This window comes from Candidatus Nitrotoga sp. AM1P (assembly GCF_013168275.1).
Classification (GTDB): Bacteria; Pseudomonadota; Gammaproteobacteria; order Burkholderiales; family Gallionellaceae; genus Nitrotoga.
Window position 1 is genome coordinate 1,720,957 of record NZ_AP019547.1, and the last position, 15,547, is coordinate 1,736,503.

Annotated in this window: 17 protein-coding genes and 1 pseudogene; 7 read left to right on the top strand and 11 right to left on the bottom strand. The window is 48.8% G+C overall.

Features of this window, described 5'->3' with window-relative positions:
* Positions 1-130 precede the first annotated feature (130 nt).
* Positions 131-775 (top strand): DUF4254 domain-containing protein, encoded by a 645-nt coding sequence (locus W01_RS07625; protein WP_173053521.1) that lies wholly within the window; start codon positions 131-133, stop codon positions 773-775.
* Between the two features lie 45 nt (positions 776-820).
* Here the strand turns inward: W01_RS07625 and W01_RS07630 are convergent, their stop codons facing one another.
* A complete protein-coding gene (locus tag W01_RS07630) occupies positions 821-3,085 on the bottom strand; it encodes a DUF5672 family protein (RefSeq protein WP_173053523.1) in 2,265 nt (754 codons plus the stop codon).
* Between the two features lie 176 nt (positions 3,086-3,261).
* Positions 3,262-4,149, bottom strand: coding sequence for a cytochrome c (locus W01_RS07635; RefSeq protein ID WP_173053525.1), 888 nt, complete (start codon positions 4,147-4,149; stop codon positions 3,262-3,264).
* A gap of 216 nt (positions 4,150-4,365) precedes the next feature.
* On the opposite strand from W01_RS07635, the gene W01_RS07640 reads away from it, so the two are divergent.
* On the top strand, positions 4,366-4,710 hold the full coding sequence (locus W01_RS07640) for a BON domain-containing protein (RefSeq protein ID WP_173053527.1): 345 nt from the start codon (positions 4,366-4,368) through the stop codon (positions 4,708-4,710).
* A gap of 116 nt (positions 4,711-4,826) precedes the next feature.
* On the opposite strand, the gene xerD is transcribed toward W01_RS07640, so the two are convergent.
* From xerD to rpsP, 6 genes are all read right to left on the bottom strand, one after another.
* Positions 4,827-5,723, bottom strand: a complete 897-nt coding sequence (xerD, locus tag W01_RS07645) for a site-specific tyrosine recombinase XerD (RefSeq protein WP_173053529.1) — start codon at positions 5,721-5,723, stop codon at positions 4,827-4,829.
* A 217-nt stretch (positions 5,724-5,940) separates the two neighbouring features.
* On the bottom strand, positions 5,941-6,408 hold the full coding sequence (locus W01_RS07650) for a methylated-DNA--[protein]-cysteine S-methyltransferase (protein ID WP_173053531.1): 468 nt from the start codon (positions 6,406-6,408) through the stop codon (positions 5,941-5,943).
* Between the two features lie 331 nt (positions 6,409-6,739).
* Positions 6,740-7,108, bottom strand: coding sequence for a 50S ribosomal protein L19 (gene rplS / locus W01_RS07655; protein ID WP_173053534.1), 369 nt, complete (start codon positions 7,106-7,108; stop codon positions 6,740-6,742).
* On the bottom strand, positions 7,105-7,881 hold the full coding sequence (gene trmD / locus W01_RS07660; RefSeq protein ID WP_173053536.1) for a tRNA (guanosine(37)-N1)-methyltransferase TrmD: 777 nt from the start codon (positions 7,879-7,881) through the stop codon (positions 7,105-7,107). The genes rplS and trmD overlap by 4 nt, the downstream gene beginning before the upstream one ends.
* 9 nt (positions 7,882-7,890) lie before the next feature.
* Positions 7,891-8,412 (bottom strand): ribosome maturation factor RimM, encoded by a 522-nt coding sequence (gene rimM, locus W01_RS07665; protein ID WP_242006907.1) that lies wholly within the window; start codon positions 8,410-8,412, stop codon positions 7,891-7,893.
* Between the two features lie 13 nt (positions 8,413-8,425).
* Complete coding sequence (gene rpsP / locus W01_RS07670) at positions 8,426-8,680, bottom strand: 30S ribosomal protein S16 (protein WP_173053540.1); 255 nt, start codon at positions 8,678-8,680, stop codon at positions 8,426-8,428.
* A 183-nt stretch (positions 8,681-8,863) separates the two neighbouring features.
* Here rpsP and W01_RS07675 point away from each other — a divergent pair, with 183 nt between their 5' ends.
* Positions 8,864-9,703 carry a hypothetical protein gene (locus tag W01_RS07675; RefSeq protein ID WP_198421264.1) on the top strand — a complete coding sequence of 280 codons (840 nt, stop codon included), beginning with the start codon at positions 8,864-8,866 and terminating at the stop codon, positions 9,701-9,703.
* A gap of 50 nt (positions 9,704-9,753) precedes the next feature.
* Positions 9,754-10,056 carry a hypothetical protein gene (locus W01_RS13925; protein ID WP_198421265.1) on the top strand — a complete coding sequence of 101 codons (303 nt, stop codon included), beginning with the start codon at positions 9,754-9,756 and terminating at the stop codon, positions 10,054-10,056.
* 159 nt (positions 10,057-10,215) lie between these two features.
* Here the strand turns inward: W01_RS13925 and W01_RS07680 are convergent, their stop codons facing one another.
* The gene (locus W01_RS07680; RefSeq protein ID WP_320416760.1) at positions 10,216-11,055 is read right to left on the bottom strand and encodes a cytochrome C assembly family protein; all 840 of its coding nucleotides are present in this window, start codon (positions 11,053-11,055) and stop codon (positions 10,216-10,218) included.
* Positions 11,056-11,100: 45 nt separating this feature from the next.
* On the opposite strand from W01_RS07680, the gene ffh reads away from it, so the two are divergent.
* The gene (gene ffh, locus W01_RS07685; protein WP_173053542.1) at positions 11,101-12,450 is read left to right on the top strand and encodes a signal recognition particle protein; all 1,350 of its coding nucleotides are present in this window, start codon (positions 11,101-11,103) and stop codon (positions 12,448-12,450) included.
* Between the two features lie 116 nt (positions 12,451-12,566).
* A pseudogene (locus W01_RS07690) lies at positions 12,567-12,755 on the top strand (hypothetical protein); the annotation flags it as partial.
* On the opposite strand, the gene W01_RS07695 reads toward W01_RS07690, so the two are convergent.
* Complete coding sequence (locus tag W01_RS07695; RefSeq protein ID WP_173053544.1) at positions 12,752-13,621, bottom strand: pirin family protein; 870 nt, start codon at positions 13,619-13,621, stop codon at positions 12,752-12,754. The pseudogene W01_RS07690 and the gene W01_RS07695 sit on opposite strands and share 4 nt — an antisense overlap.
* Before the next feature lie 129 nt (positions 13,622-13,750).
* Here W01_RS07695 and W01_RS07700 point away from each other — a divergent pair, with 129 nt between their 5' ends.
* Positions 13,751-14,647, top strand: a complete 897-nt coding sequence (locus W01_RS07700; RefSeq protein WP_242006908.1) for a LysR family transcriptional regulator — start codon at positions 13,751-13,753, stop codon at positions 14,645-14,647.
* A 38-nt stretch (positions 14,648-14,685) separates the two neighbouring features.
* On the opposite strand, the gene W01_RS07705 is transcribed toward W01_RS07700, so the two are convergent.
* Positions 14,686-15,546, bottom strand: coding sequence for a hypothetical protein (locus W01_RS07705; protein WP_173053546.1), 861 nt, complete (start codon positions 15,544-15,546; stop codon positions 14,686-14,688).
* Between the last annotated feature and the right edge of the window lies 1 nt (position 15,547).

A 15,547-nucleotide genomic window follows, 5' to 3' on the forward strand; every position in this document is an offset into this window, starting at 1 on the left:
CCCTCTTCGGCAACTCATCAACAAAGTTTCCCGTAATAACATTATAGTTTTGGTTGCCAAGCACTCGCGATGACAAGTACATAGCTAAATCCGCTAAAATAACAGTCTGCAAAAAGCAAATATACTAAATATGCCCCTGATTACCAGCCACTTTGTGACCACTTTTCACGACACTCACTTGGCTAACCCATCCTGGTCTGCATCTTCGATCATAGACAATACCGATGGGACTGAGTTATGGAAGTGGATCATTAACAATCATTGCAACAACTGTCTGCTTTGGGCGCAGGAAGATTTGGCTCGCCGTATTAAGGTCAGTGACATTGATATCGCTATTAATAAGCGCGCTATTGATCGCTACAATCAGGCCCGTAACGATGCCATCGAATGTATTGATGAACAGTTATTAATCGCCCTTAAGCTCGTGGATGCTGTCTCTGTACAAACTGATTTACCGATTGTCAACGTAGCAAAAGATGCGCGTTTGAATAGCGAGACCGCTGGTAGTATGGTGGACAGAATGTCGATTCTAGCACTGAAAATATGCGCCATGCGCCAGCAGACCGAGCGCATTGAAGTTGATGAAGCTCACCGTTTCATGTGCCATAGAAAATTGGAGCGACTGAAAGAACAGCGCAGCGACTTAGGTGCTTGCCTGGACGAGTTGCTAGCTGATACGCAGGCGGGCCGGGCATACTTCAAAGTTTATCGCCAATTCAAAATGTACAATGATCCGCAGTTGAATCCGGCGTTAGTGGCAGAAAGTAAATTGTGACTATTTAATTTAAATCCAGAAATGTAAAGAAATTCTTATTAACGATTACGTTACCATCGTACACAAAGCCTCTCGCACTCTCGCCACGACCTCTGCCCAGTCGCCAATTTTGCGTTGTCGGAACAAGCGAAGGGACGGGTACCACGGGCTATCTTCTCTCTCCAGCAGCCAGCGCCAGTCTGCCGCAAAAGGCAATAGCACCCATGCCGGTTTGCCAATAGCCCCCGCAAGATGAGCAACCGATGTATCGACACAAATTACAAGATCAAGATTGGCAATTAATGCCGCGGTACTGGCAAAATCCCCGATGTCTTCCGTCAAGCCGATGAAATGGAGATGTGCCAGCGGTTGTTTAGCTTGGGCCTCTCCAGCGCCTTTTTGCAGGTTAAAAAATACCACATTTTCTACGGTACCCAGTAAATCAAGTTGGCTGAGGGAGATGGAGCGATTCAGATTGTTCTTGTTCCCGGGACTTCCAGCCCACATCAATCCGACTTTTAATGCTGATCCGGTATCCGGTATGCGTTTCCGCCAATCTTCAACCAAGCCTTCATCAGGGAAAAGATAAGGGACCGCTGCTGGTGCTTTCACCCCAGCTTTGCTGAGCCTGGATGGCAAACTCAGTAATGGGCAATGGAAATCGTGTTGGGGTAGCGGCTCGCCTCGCAAGATGATTTCATGTATTCCGTTTACTTCTTTAAACAGACGTTTCAGCGCAGGTTTGCATTCAAATAAGATGTACCCCCCAAGCAAAGCCAGCAGTGGCGCATATCGAATGAACTGTATCGCATCGCCAAAACCTTGTTCCGCATGCAAAAGTATTGTTTTGCCGTGAAGGTCTTCGCCATTCCATAACGGGCTGGTAAAGCGTTTTCCTTCACCAGCCAGTTCTGGCGCCTTCAGACGCCACTCATATTCATCCCATCCACGCGAAAAATTACCCATTACGAGTAAGGCCAGTGAAAGATTCCAGTGTGCCTGAGCAAAATCAGGCCGTAAGGCAATTGCTCTTTCGTAATACGTAACTGCTTCAGCAGGACGTCCTGTTGCCTCAAGAATCAATCCCAGGTTGTTATATGCTTCGACATAGTTGGCGTTCAGTGCAATTGCTTGGTGATAACATTCGACAGCCCGTTGATGATCCCTGATGGCTTGATACACCAATCCTAGATTATTATGAAAATCTGGAATTAAAGGCTGAATCTGGATGGCTTGCTCAATCAGTTTCAAGGCTGTTTCGTGGGTGCCTGATTGATAGGCAATTACCCCAGAATATTGCAATGCAACGGCATTTTGCGGTTGTTCGTATAAAATCAAGCCATAAATTGTGTTGGCATGAACGATGTGGCCCAACTGATGGTGCTTTAATGCAACGGATAACATCCATTGAATGTCCTCTTCGCGGGTTGCGCCACGTGGTATAGAGGTCACGGCAATTTTTCCGCAGCAGTTCTTGTAACGCTCACCGCTACCGCACGAACATGTTTCGTTTCGGCTTATCGATTTTGAAGCTGGGGGACTTGCCATTGCCGCTAATTGACTACGGGCCTCTGAATGCTCAGGATTGTTCTCAAGGATGCGTTGAAAGACTGCCCCAGCGAAACGAAATTGTCGCAAATCCCGGTAATTCATTCCAAGCCGGAAAAACTGGATGGAATTTGTAACATTGGACGGCAGGCTATGGATAAACTCTTCCACTTCATTTGGAGCAAGGGCCATCCACATGTTGAATAACCCGTGAAAACCGAATGGCTGGCAGGCGGGATAAGTGGTTTCAAAAGAAAATTTTTCTGCCTCGGATTCTGGCGCAAACCGCACTTGGTATTGCTCCTCCAGCAGGGGGCGATATTTTCGGCCAATTAGCTCATCTTCGGCCAATTCTTCATTGAGCGGGATTTCCCGCGTTGCCAGTAACAATTTACGCGACCGCAATGAAAAACCACCGTTACCCACTCTGAATCCATCTTTGTGATGACCCCACACCGCACCGATATAGTCAAAGTTTAGAAATTCATTCGTCCATGCGTTGGGGTTAATGATGTAGCCATCCCACTGGACAAGAAGAACGAAATCACTCTCAATATAATGATGCAATTCATGTAGCACGAACATCGAATATTCTTGCCGTGAGCGGATCGGTGGTATTTCTACTGTTTCAATACCTGGAAGGGTAAAATCTCGATCCGTCAGGAAAAGTACGCGGTCAAAGACGCCTCTTTCTTTAGATTTTTTCAATGCCTCGATGGCAAGATCATGATTGATGCAGTCCACGCAGCAAAGCGTGATAGTGATAGCTTGTTCAGTTTTCATCGTAAAACCAGTCAATTTTTAACTCGAAGAATCAATAATTCTCATCAGCTGTGTTTGCAGCTGAGCATTTTCAGTATAACTTTAAAAAAATTCTGTCATGCTCTGCAACAAGTTTGCTGAGAGAAAATGCGTTCTATCCAAATTTCTTTGTTCATTCTATAGCAGCAGGCTGACGCTCAGCGGATGTCTTGATGTTTTGGGCTACGTTTCGTTGCGCTCATTGCCTTGAGATAGGCGATGATTTCTTTTGTGATTTTCGCTCGATTGGGGATTTCTTGTGCCAGTCCCGGCATCAAGGAGTTATGTCGGATACTCGATGGATTCTCGATCCAGCGTGTCAGGTATTCAGGCTTGATGTACTCGACCACGCTCGTCGGATAATTGAGTTCAGGTGCCTTGCCGCCACCTTCACCATTAATCATATGGCATGCCATGCAATATTTACGAAAGTGCAAGAAACCACGCCGCACTTCTGCGGATGCCTTGGCTGGCGGGGAAAGGTTCGGAAAGCGAGTCGCAAATGTTGTGAGTTCGATACTCTTCACCTGGTAAGGCATGTCAGATGCGCCATCTTCAAGCAGCACTTTTGATTTCATATTGTCCCAGATTAAGTAGAGCGGCCCGAGTTGTACTACCTCATTATTCTGTAGTATGTTGGTCATCGTAAAGGGCGAGTTGTCGTCGTGAGCAAAGGCAAAATAGGCATCATGAGAGGTAAACTTTGTTACCGGAATACTCGCTTGGTATCCGTCCATGGAAATGAACACGATCTCCTCTGCTTTCAGCCACTCTTTACCAAATGTCTTGTCAAAAAGCACTCGGGCAGGATAAGCCTTATAGATTTGGTCTTTTTTCTCGTGAATCTCGAAAACTGTTAACGAAACTGCTGTAACTTCGCTAGCAAGATCGCTTAAAGTCAAAATCTTGACGATTTGATCTTTGTCTTTGAACTCAATACCGATATTGCTTTGTGAAAACGCTAGTGCAGGTAAACAAACGCTGCCGCATATTGCGACGAGAATCAGAAAAATATTTTGGAAACTTCTTGAGATTGGGCTACTCATACTTATGCCTCCATAGTTGGTGGTTAATGTTCTTGAAAACATGGCATCATAGGATACGAATTTTTTACAAAAAACAAGGTGCAAGAATTTTGCACGGAACCTGAAAAGTATTTTGGCTTCGGTATTTTTTCATGTTCCATGAGCGTTAGCGAACTGAAAAGTAGGCAACGAAGTTTTACTTTAATAATTATTAATTTTTGGAGGTGAGGTACAGTCATGAAAATCAAAATTGCGACAATTTGTTTTATGGTCGGTATATTGGTTATACCCCGTATAGGTTTCACTGCCGATCCAAAAATGGATCAGCCAGACCCCACGACAATAGTCAAGGAGTCGGATATAACAAGTAAAATAAAAGCCCGACTGAACGCTGATAGACATTTAGGCAAATTCAAGAGTATTAAAGTTGATACAGATAACAATGGCGTTGTTTGGTTGAGCGGTACTGCTCACCTTTTATCAGAAGAGGAAAAAGCGATTGAAATTGCTCGGGGTACTGAAGGGGTGGTTATAGTCCATAGCAACATCAAAATCAAGAATAGACATCCGATAAGCGATTGATTTTATATTTTTTATAAAGCTGAAAAATAGTTAACTAAGATTTAGTTCATCTGAACCATTGGCCGGTAGAAATATCACTCCTGATTTGACTGATTAGATTTGATGTATTACATCCATCACCCCCTCGGATGATGTTGTGCGTGCAGTTGTTTCAACCGTTCGCGTGCAACATGCGTGTAAATCTGTGTGGTAGAAATATCGGCATGACCAAGCAGCAGTTGCACTACGCGCAGATCAGCTCCGTGGTTAAGCAAATGGGTGGCGAAGGCATGTCGCAAGGTATGCGGTGACAGTGGTTTGTGTAGGCCGCCGCGCTTTGCATGGCGTTTGATGAGATACCAGAACATCTGCCGCGTCATCGCTGTACCACGCTGAGTTACGAACATCGCTGCATTTAATTTATCGCCCAGCAAGACGGGACGGGCATCAATCAGATAGCGGCGCACCCAGTCCAGCGCTTCCTCTCCCAACGGTACCAGACGTTCTTTATTACCCTTACCCATCACGCGCACTACGCCCATGTCGAGGCTGATTTGTGCAATGCTCAAGCTGATCAACTCAGACACGCGCAGGCCGCTGGCATATAGCACTTCCAGCATAGTGCGATCACGCATGCCCAGAGGTGCATCCGTATCAGGCGCTTGCAGCAGCATATCCACATCCTGCTCGGTGAGTGTTTTTGGCAGGTTACGTGGCAGCTTGGGGGTGGCAATTTGCAGGGTGGGATCAGTGTCTATTTTGCTCTGACGTAACAGGTAACGGAACAGGCGTTTGAGGCTTGATATGGCACGGCTGGTACTGGTGGCTTTAGCTTTTTGTTTGACGACCAAATAAGCGAGAAAGCCTTGAACGTCAGCGTGTGTGGCCTCTAGCAAGGAGGAGTGATGTTGTTTTTCCATCCAGAAAATAAATTTGCATAGATCGCGTCTGTAGCTTTCCAGTGTATTTCGCGACAAGCCATCTTCCAGCCATAAGCAATCGCAGAATTCATCCAGGATGTCAGTGTTGTTCATACATCTTTGTCATTTTTGAATGCAACGAGAAATCTATGTGATTGTTCACCGCATACGGAATGTTAACTGTAGTTGCGCCCGTTTGCTCATGAATAACAAACTCTAAAGATTGTCGGAACTGAATTTTTATGTATAAATGAATTTCACTAAATACTATGTATACCATGTATCTCAATGTAATCAATTTATTACGAGCTAAGTCCTACAGGCTCCTTCCCTAGTTCGATTGTTTTTCATATGCCAGCAACCAGCGTTTGATATCCAGCGCATTTCCCCCGCGCTGATGTATGAAACCGCCGATACCAGATTTACTTACCACGCGATGACAGGGGATGACAATGGGAATGGGATTTGACCCGCACGCTTGACCAACAGCACGCGGGCTAGAAGCTAGCAACGTGGCGAGATCGCCATAATTACGTGTTTTCCCGGGTGGAATAGCAGATATTGCCCGCCACACTTTTGTTTGGTGGGCAGTGCCGTTTAGCTTGAGAGAAAGATTAAAATGAAAATTTGGATCAATAAAATAGGCCTGCAATTGTCTGCACACCTCTCGAGCAAACGCTTGGCTAGGCAATTGTAGCGTGGCATCTGACTCCAGAAAGTTGATACCAGTTAGCGTATCCGCCTCACAGCAGATACCCAGCATACCAAATGGTGTAGGTAGCTTTGCCTGATAATTCATTACTTACCTTTCTTACACAAATATTTGGCACGAATATTTGGCTAATTTTAAAGGTCTGACCCAGACAATATGAGACTTGGAAACAATAAGAGTTATATCCCCAAATGACGGACGCAAGTAAATTTATTTAGTACATTACGCAAGCATTCATAAGAGATATTTCGGGAATTGGCGTTACAAAAAAGAGGACAAGGCAGCCCTCCAGCCTTAGGGGACTTATGGGTTACCAGAGCTTTGGAAGTATCCTGGCAGTAAACTTCCGGTTTTGCCGGAGGTAATCAATTTGCTCATTCTCATTTTAAATAAAAATAAGAATGAGCTAACTGCAAACTTAAACCGCTTTACGATTAGGGAGTTTTTCCTTGATACGTGCGGACTTTCCGGAACGGTCACGCAAGTAGTACAGCTTGGCACGACGCACATCACCGCGACGTTTTACTTCGATACTGGCGATGGCTGTCGAATACGTTTGAAAGGTACGCTCCACGCCTTCACTAGCGGAAATTTTCCGCACGATGAAAGATGAATTCAAGCCACGATTACGCTTCGCAATCACTACGCCTTCATAAGCCTGCACGCGTTTGCGTTCACCTTCGACCACATTCACATTGACGATAACAGTGTCGCCAGGGGCGAAGCTCGGGATTACTTTGCCCAGACGGGCAATTTCTTCTTGTTCAAGTATTGCGATAAGATTCATTTTATTTCCTCTTGTTGTACGGATGCTTGTTCCTGCTGGTACTCTGCCAGTAGCCGAGCTTCCTGTTTTGTTAACTGGCGTTGTGCCAGCAAATCTGGGCGGCGTTGCCAGGTCCGTCCTAGCGCCTGCTTCAACCGCCACTTTTCTATCTCGGCGTGGTGTCCAGAAAGTAAAATCTCCGGGATGCCTTCGCCTTCAAAAATTTCTGGCCGCGTATAATGCGGACAATCCAGCAAACCCGCTACAAACGAATCCTGTTGTGCTGATTCGGCATCGCCCAACACACCGGGCAAGTGCCGTACCAAACTGTCTATCAACACCATTGCTGCCAACTCGCCACCGGATAACACATAGTCACCGATGGAAAGTTCTTCATCCACCTGCTGTCGTATCAGACGTTCATCTACACCCTCGTAACGACTTGCCAGCAGAATCAATCCATCATTCCGCTCCAAAAGCTCCTTCACCACTGCGTGGGTTAGTTGTCGTCCTTGTGGTGACAGGTGGATTACACAACTTTTGACCACACCAGTTTGCGCTTGGCTTTGTTTCGCTGTTGCAATTGCCTGCGCTAGTGGCTCTGCCAACATCAACATTCCAGGGCCGCCACCATAAGGTCTGTCATCCACGGAACGATGCTTGTCTCTGGTGAATTCACGCGGATTCCATGTGTGGAGCACAAACTTGCCCTGCTCCGCTGCACGCCGGGTTACCCCATATTGGGTAATCGCGTCGAACATTTCCGGGAATAGCGTAATAACATCAAAGCGCATCGCCGCTGCTCAGCGTTTTGCTGCCCAATCAGCTGACCAATCGACACGTATCACTTTTTCCGTCAAGTCCACTTGCTGGATTACGCTGGCGATAAACGGGATTAGTAATTCCCCTCGATTTCTTTTGGATAAGCTTTCCAGCACACACAACACCTGATTAGCACCGGTATCCATAAGGTTGTCCACCACTCCCAGACATGCGCCATCGAGATTAACCACCGTTAGCCCGATTAAATCGGACCAATAATATTCATCCTCAAGCTGTTGAGGCAGACTGCTGCGCGGCACTGCCACCAGCAAGCCTTTATATTTTTCGGCGGTAGTTCTATCGTCACTACCTTGGAATTTGGCGACCAAGCCTTTGCTGTGTACAGCAAAAGTTTCCACAGTTATCTCACACCAAGGACGTTTCTCGTCTCCCAGCCACCAAATGGGATAATCAGCAAGACTATCCACGGACTCGGTGTAAGTTTTAATCTTAACCCAGCCGAGAATTCCCTGCGCACCTGCCACGCGCCCCATAACTATCATGGGGTCTGATTGGTTATGCTTTTGCTGCGGCACCAGCGCGCTTGACCAGCTTGGCAACGGCATCGCTCAGTTGCGCGCCTTTTTCTTGCCAGAAAGCCACACGATCCAGTTGAAGGCGCATGCCTTCAGGACCTTCCTGAGCAACCGGGTTATAAAAACCAACGCGCTCGATGAATCGACCATCACGGCGATTGCGTGAATCGGCCACAACCACATTAAAAAACGGGCGGTTCTTGGAACCGCCACGTGCAAATCGAATAATAACCATAATTTATACTTTAATCGTTAGCAAATGCCAAAGGGCGTAGATTTTACGACACTTTACAGAGGTATGGCAAGTCACAGCCTCTTCCAATATGAAATGAGTCTGAAGGGTTGACGTATTTCCAACATGAAATGAGTCTGAAATTGATTTGCTGGGTCGGTCATTATGCGAAGCATGGTGATCAACATGGAAGAAGCAAAGCTACAGACCTTGGTGCAGATCAAGGCATTTTTGGACGGGACATCGGAGGTGGAATTTCGGGTTCCAAAAGTGGAGCGTAACCAGTTTATCGGGCGCGTCCTCAAGCGGTTTGGCTACGCCCCGCACGGGCGGGTAGATAAGGGCGTACTACTGCGCTATATCGAGCGCATGACCGGGCTATCACGCCAGCAAGTAACCAGATTGGTACGGCAATACCGCAAGGATGGGAAGCTATCGAAACAGCCCTGCGCGCCCAAGCAGGGTTTCACCTATCGCTATACCGTAGCAGACGTGCTCTTGCTGGCCAAGATAGATGTGCTGCATGGCACGCTGTCCGGGCCTGTAACCAAGAAGCTCATGGAACGCGCTCTTTTGGTTTTTGGTGATGCGCACTTTGAACGGCTGGCGGGCATCTCGGTTTCCCACCTTTACAACCTGCGCGGGAGCAAGCCGTACCAGAACAAACGGCGGTACTGGAGCAAGACGCACCCCACCGGTATTCCCATCGGCAAACGCCGTGCCCCGCAGCCAAACGGAGTGCCGGGCTACATCCGCATAGACAGCGTGCATCAAGGCGATCTGGACGGCGTAAAAGGCGTGTACCACATCAACGCGGTGGGCTGTGTGACGCAGATGCAATTCGTCACCACCTGCGAGAAGATCAGCGAGGCGTATTTGCTGCCGGTCATCCGGCAGTTGCTGGATGGATTTCCGTTTGTCATCCTGGGGTTCCATTCGGATAACGGTTCAGAGTACATCAATTATCAGGTCGCAAAGCTGTTGGAGAAGCTCCGGGGCGAGTTCACCAAGTCACGGCAACGATAACGCCTTGGCGGAGTCAAAGAACGCCGCCGTGGTACGCAAACATCTGGGTTATGCGCATATCCCACAATGCTGCGCCAGTTTGGTCAACGTCTTTTGTGCCGTATTCCTCAACCCCTACGTCACAACCACGAACCTTTTTTCAGGAGACAATTACAGATGCCAAGGGAAAAGAACGCAAGAAATACCGCTACAAAGACATGATGACACCTTATGAGAAACTCAAATCAATACCCGGGGCCAGCGAGTATCTCAAAGAGGATGTCACTTTCAAACAACTGGATGCGCAGGCAGCAAAGATGAGCGACAATGATGCCGCCTTGGCACTGAACAACGCAAGAAAAAAACTGTTTTAAAAACATCTCTGCGGCGATGAAAAAACAGGCATGAAAAATAAAGTCAGCAAGGCAAAGCGAAGAAGCATCTATGAGTTAGACCGAACCAGAACATAGTTCTTTTCTCAGATTCAAAACCCTTCGTTCAGACTCATTTCTGAATTGGAAAATACTATAACACTAACGATGCAGTAATACTTCCAACACGAATTTAGTACCTAGATAGGCGAGCAGCAAAAAAATGAAACCGCTCATTGTCCACCGTACCGCTGTACGTCCGCGCCAGCCTTGATAATGGTGACCCAGCAATAACACTGCGAACACACACCATGAAATGAAGCCGAACAACATTTTGTGATTGAATTGCCACGGCGTGCCAAATAACTGATCGGAAAAAATAATACCTGACGCCAATGTCAGGGTGAGCAGCACAAAGCCTGCGCCGATAATGCGGAATAATAAGGTTTCCATGGTGAGCAATGGTGGTAAGCCTTGCAGCACACGCGGTAGCGTAGCCTGGTGCAGGCGTTTTTCCACTAGGGACATCAGGCCCGCATGCAGCACCGCAATGGTGAACAGACTGTAGGCAAGCATTGCTGCCAGAATATGCGCTTCCAGGATAAATGAAAGATTGTTCGTTAGCGGATGGGTCGCAGGAAACAGCACCGGCAGTAACGCACCTCCTGCTGCCAGAGGCAACACTAAAGTTTGCAGGCTGGCAATCGGGTAAAAAAAACGTGCTACCCAATACACCAGCATGGTCAGCCACAAGATCAACGATAGCGCATTAATTAACCCTAAGTTCAGATCACCCCCACTGAATATATTGCTATACAGCAGGTATGCATGGAGCGCTAGCGGCAGCAATACGGTATGGCCAATCATTCCACGGTTTAAGACATCTATATTCCCAGTAGATTGCGCACGCCAAAAATGAACCGCTAACACGCTGTACGCAAGAAAGGTGATTACATAAAGCGGAAGATTCGACATTTTTAGCCAGGATGTTTTAGACTTCACGGATTCTACACTATAGCCAATGCTGCGGAAAACAGGAGTGAAATCATGCTAGACAACCTTACACAACGCCTTTCGGGCGTTATAAAAACCCTGCGGGGACAAGCACGCTTATCTGAAAGCAACATTCAGGATGCCTTGCGTGAAGTACGCTTAGCCCTACTGGAAGCGGACGTGGCGTTGCCCGTGGTTAAAGAATTCACTGCCCAGGTGAAGCAGGCTGCGCTGGGACAAGAAGTGTTGAGTAGTCTGACGCCGGGACAAGCATTGATTGGTATCGTACATCGCGAGCTGACCAAGCTGATGGGTGAACACAACGATGCGTTAAATCTCACCACTGTGCCGCCGGCCGTGATTCTGATGGCAGGTTTACAGGGCGCAGGCAAGACGACCACGAGTGGAAAACTTGCCAAATTGCTGCGCGAGCAGATAAAGAAAAAAGTGCTGCTGGTTAGTTGCGATGTGTACCGTCCTGCCGCTATCGAGCAATTGCGTACCTTGGCACAGCAACTGGACATCGATTTTTTCGCCTCTGACATCAGCCAGAAGCCGCGCGATATAGCACTGGCGGCGCTTGATTACGCGCGTAAACATCACCACGATGTGCTAATTGTGGATACTGCGGGTCGTCTTGCAATCAATGCCGCAATGATGGAAGAAATTCAGCAATTGCACGCTGCCCTTAATCCAATTGAAACCCTGTTCGTTGTGGACGCCATGACCGGCCAGGACGCCGTGAATACCGCAAAGGCATTTGGCGAGGCATTGCCGCTAAGCGGTATTATCCTCACCAAACTGGACGGTGATGCGCGGGGCGGTGCGGCTTTGTCAGTACGGCACATCACCGGCAAACCGATCAAATTCGTTGGCGTAAGCGAAAAGCTCAATGGCCTGGAAGCTTTCCACCCAGAACGCATGGCTTCGCGCGTGCTGGGCATGGGTGATGTATTGTCGCTGATTGAAGATGCTCACCGTGAGATTGATCATGCCGAAGCTGAAAAACTGGCCAAGAAAATAAAGAGCGGTCACGGATTTGATCTCAACGATTTCAAGATGCAAATTGTTCAAATGCGCAAAATGGGTGGCATGTCCGCCCTGATGGATAAACTACCCGCACAACTTGGTCAAGCTGCCGCAGGCGCCAAGATGGACGACCGCTCTGTCAATCGCACTGAAGGCATCATTAATTCAATGACAATGCAAGAACGTTCCCATCCAGAACTCATTAAAGCTTCACGTAAGCGCCGCATCGCCGCCGGAGCGGGAGTTCAGGTAATGCACGTCAACCAGTTATTAAGCCAGTTCGAACAAACGCAAAAGATGATGAAGATGTTCAGCAAGGGCGGCCTAGGTAAAATGATGCGCGGTATGAAGGGCATGTTGCCCGGCAAACGTTAGGCTCACGTGCCACGTTCGTTGGTTAAATCTAGAAGCGCATGGGCTGCCAGATGCGAGCCGCACAGCCCGTGGCAACGCGGTTTGAACGAAAATACGAACGGACTGCTGCGCCAGTCAAAGAAAGACTGAATACGGATCTCAAGCACGCCATCACTTCAAAGGTGCCCGTACGCACCAAGGCAAAATTCAGAGCTGCTGCGACTAACCGCATGAGCATGCTTGAGCAAAAATCCGAACGCGTGCACCGTTATTTCGGCGATCCAAAAACCGCCACGCGGCTTCATGAATCATTCGTGCCGGGTTAATTGTGAGGAATCTGCGCGAAGCGCCCGCTGTTGAAGTCTGTGATAGCCTGGACAATCTCCTCTTGACTATTCATCACGAACGGCCCCTGCCCGACGATCGGTTCGTCAATCGGCTCGCCGCTAAGCAGCAACGCCACCGCGCCATTGTTTGCTTCGATAGACACGGTGCTTCCTGCGCGATCCAGTAGCACCAGCTGCGCCTCGCGTGCGATGGCGCTGTCGTTGACCAATACCGTGCCTCGCAAAACGATGAGCGCCGAGTTCCAGCCATCCGGCACGGACAACTCACAGACACCGCCCTGATTCAGACGCAAATCCCACACGTTCATGGGCGTGAAGGTATGCGCTGGGCCGGCATGCCCCTTGTAGTCACCTGCAATCACCCGCACCGTGCCAGCGCCGTCAGGCAGAGCGATAGCCGGAATGTCGCGATTGAGGATAGCTTGGTAACCCGGCGCGGTCATTTTATCCTTGACCGGTAGGTTCACCCACAATTGCACCATTTCCAACATGCCGCCGGAACGAGTGAACGCCTCGGAATGAAATTCTTCGTGCAGAATGCCGGCACCAGCCGTCATCCATTGCACATCTCCGGGACCGATCACACCACCTTGACCTGTAGAGTCGCGGTGCGCAACCTCGCCCTCGTAAACAATGGTGACGGTTTCGAAGCCACGATGTGGGTGCGAACCTATTCCGCGCGGACGGTCTACAGAACTGAACTCGGTCGGGCCGGCGTAATCCAGTAGCAGAAATGGACTTAGCTGCTTCCCATGACTCTGGTAAGAAAACATCGAACGAACGGGAAAACCGTCTCCGACCCAATGCGGGCTGGGCGCGTTGTAAACGCCGAGGATACTTTTCATGGCCATCTCCTTGTGACAGTGACAAATTAGTTGCTGTCAGAAGGGTAAACTAAGAACAATGTCCTGTGTAGACAGTAAAATTCGCCATGAGTGTTCTATTTGGTGAACGATAAGGCTGCCATGTAAGATTTGAACGACCTTTACTACTACGTCCAAGTTGTTGATCACAGCGGCTTTGCTCCGGCAGGACGTGCGCTCTGCATGCCCAAGTCCAAATTGAGTCGCCGGATTGCGATGCTGGAGGAACGGCTTGGGGTACGGTTGATTCAGCGCACAACCCGGCATTTTTCTGTCACCGAAGTCGGGCAGACCTATTACGAACACTGCAAAGCGATGCTGGTGGAAGCCGAGGCGGCGCAGGAAGCGATCGAAGTGACACGCGGAGAACCACGCGGCATCGTGCGCATGACCTGCCCGGTGGCGTTGCTGCACGCTAATGTCGGGGCGATACTGTCGGATTTCATGGCCAGCAATCCGCTTGTTACCGTGCACCTGGAAGCCACCAATCGACGTGTCGATCCTGTAGCAGAGGCTATTGACATCGCTATTCGGGTTCGCCCGCCACCGATTCAGGATAGCGACCTGGTGATGCGTGTGCTGGCAAATCGCAGCCAGTGCCTGGTCGCCAGCCCAATACTCATTAAGGGCCATGGCTTACCGCTGGTACCTGCCGATTTAACAGACTGGCCCAGCCTTGGACTAGGCGTTTGGCAGCAAAGCCATATCTGGAATTTGTTCGGGCCGGACGGGGTACAAATTGCCCTTCATCACACCCCACGTTTCGTCACTAGCGACATGATCGCGTTACGGAATGCAGCACTGGCCGGCGTCGGTGTTGTACAGCTACCGACGATGATGGTTTGTGATCAACTGGCCCAAGGCAAGTTGATCCGACTGCTACAGGATTGGGCGCCTCGACACGAGATCATTCACGTGGTGTTCCCGTCACGCCGCGGCCTGCTACCTTTAGTGCGTGCCTTGATTGACTACCTTGCACAGCGCTTTAAGATGCTGGATGAAGATTGATTAGTATCGAAGAGGCCTTAACGTAATAGCTGGTTTCTTTAAAATCCTGAACTCGAGCCAAAAAACTCAACCATCAAAAAATCTTCAAGCCCCTCATTATCTTCCATGCGTGCTGACAGAACGATAACGCGGTTGAGGCGATGCGATTCCCAATTAAAATCCCCTTTGAAATGTTTGCGAATCAGCTCGATCATCCTGCGAATAATTGCGCGTTTCACATCCCCACTTAACCCGGCATCGACTTCGATAACCTCACGTCGAGAATTGTTATAGTCTGTTGTCCAGCCTCGAAATGAAAATCGAGCGGTCCTGACCCCCATGCTGATAATTTGGAACACACCGCTTATACCTTCTGGCTGGAGGTTGCGCCTGATGTTAGCCATCCTTTTTTCGTCAGCTGAAAGCTGGCGTGGGTTAGATAGGGTTTCTGTATTTTCTCGTTCATCAGCCATCTCAGCTGCCTGACGGCGTGCTCTGGCGGCATTAATATAGCTTGCCAAATCGGTGGGAGGCGCTGAATTTGGAGCTGGACGGATAGCTACTGGAACTTCAGTTTCTGTGACTGCTTTTTCCGGTAAAGGCTTAATCGGTATTTCTGTTTCGATAGGCCGAGGTTGAGGCGAAGGTGGCGGTTCATGTTTCGGCTCGGGTTCGGGTTCGGGTTTCGGCTCAGGTTTAGGAGGTTCAATCTGAGAATTCGATTTTGGAGGTGAGGATTCTTGTTCTGGTTCTGTGTCGGGCAATTCTACAAAGCGTGCATCAATGGGCGGCGAAGAAACAATTTCTTCCTTGGGAGATTTCAGGAAATAGCCAAATTCCCAAATGATGACCAGCCAAATGAGGGCCGCCAGTGGTATTGGCCACCAGAATCGAATCTCCTTCGATCTTGATTCGGACATG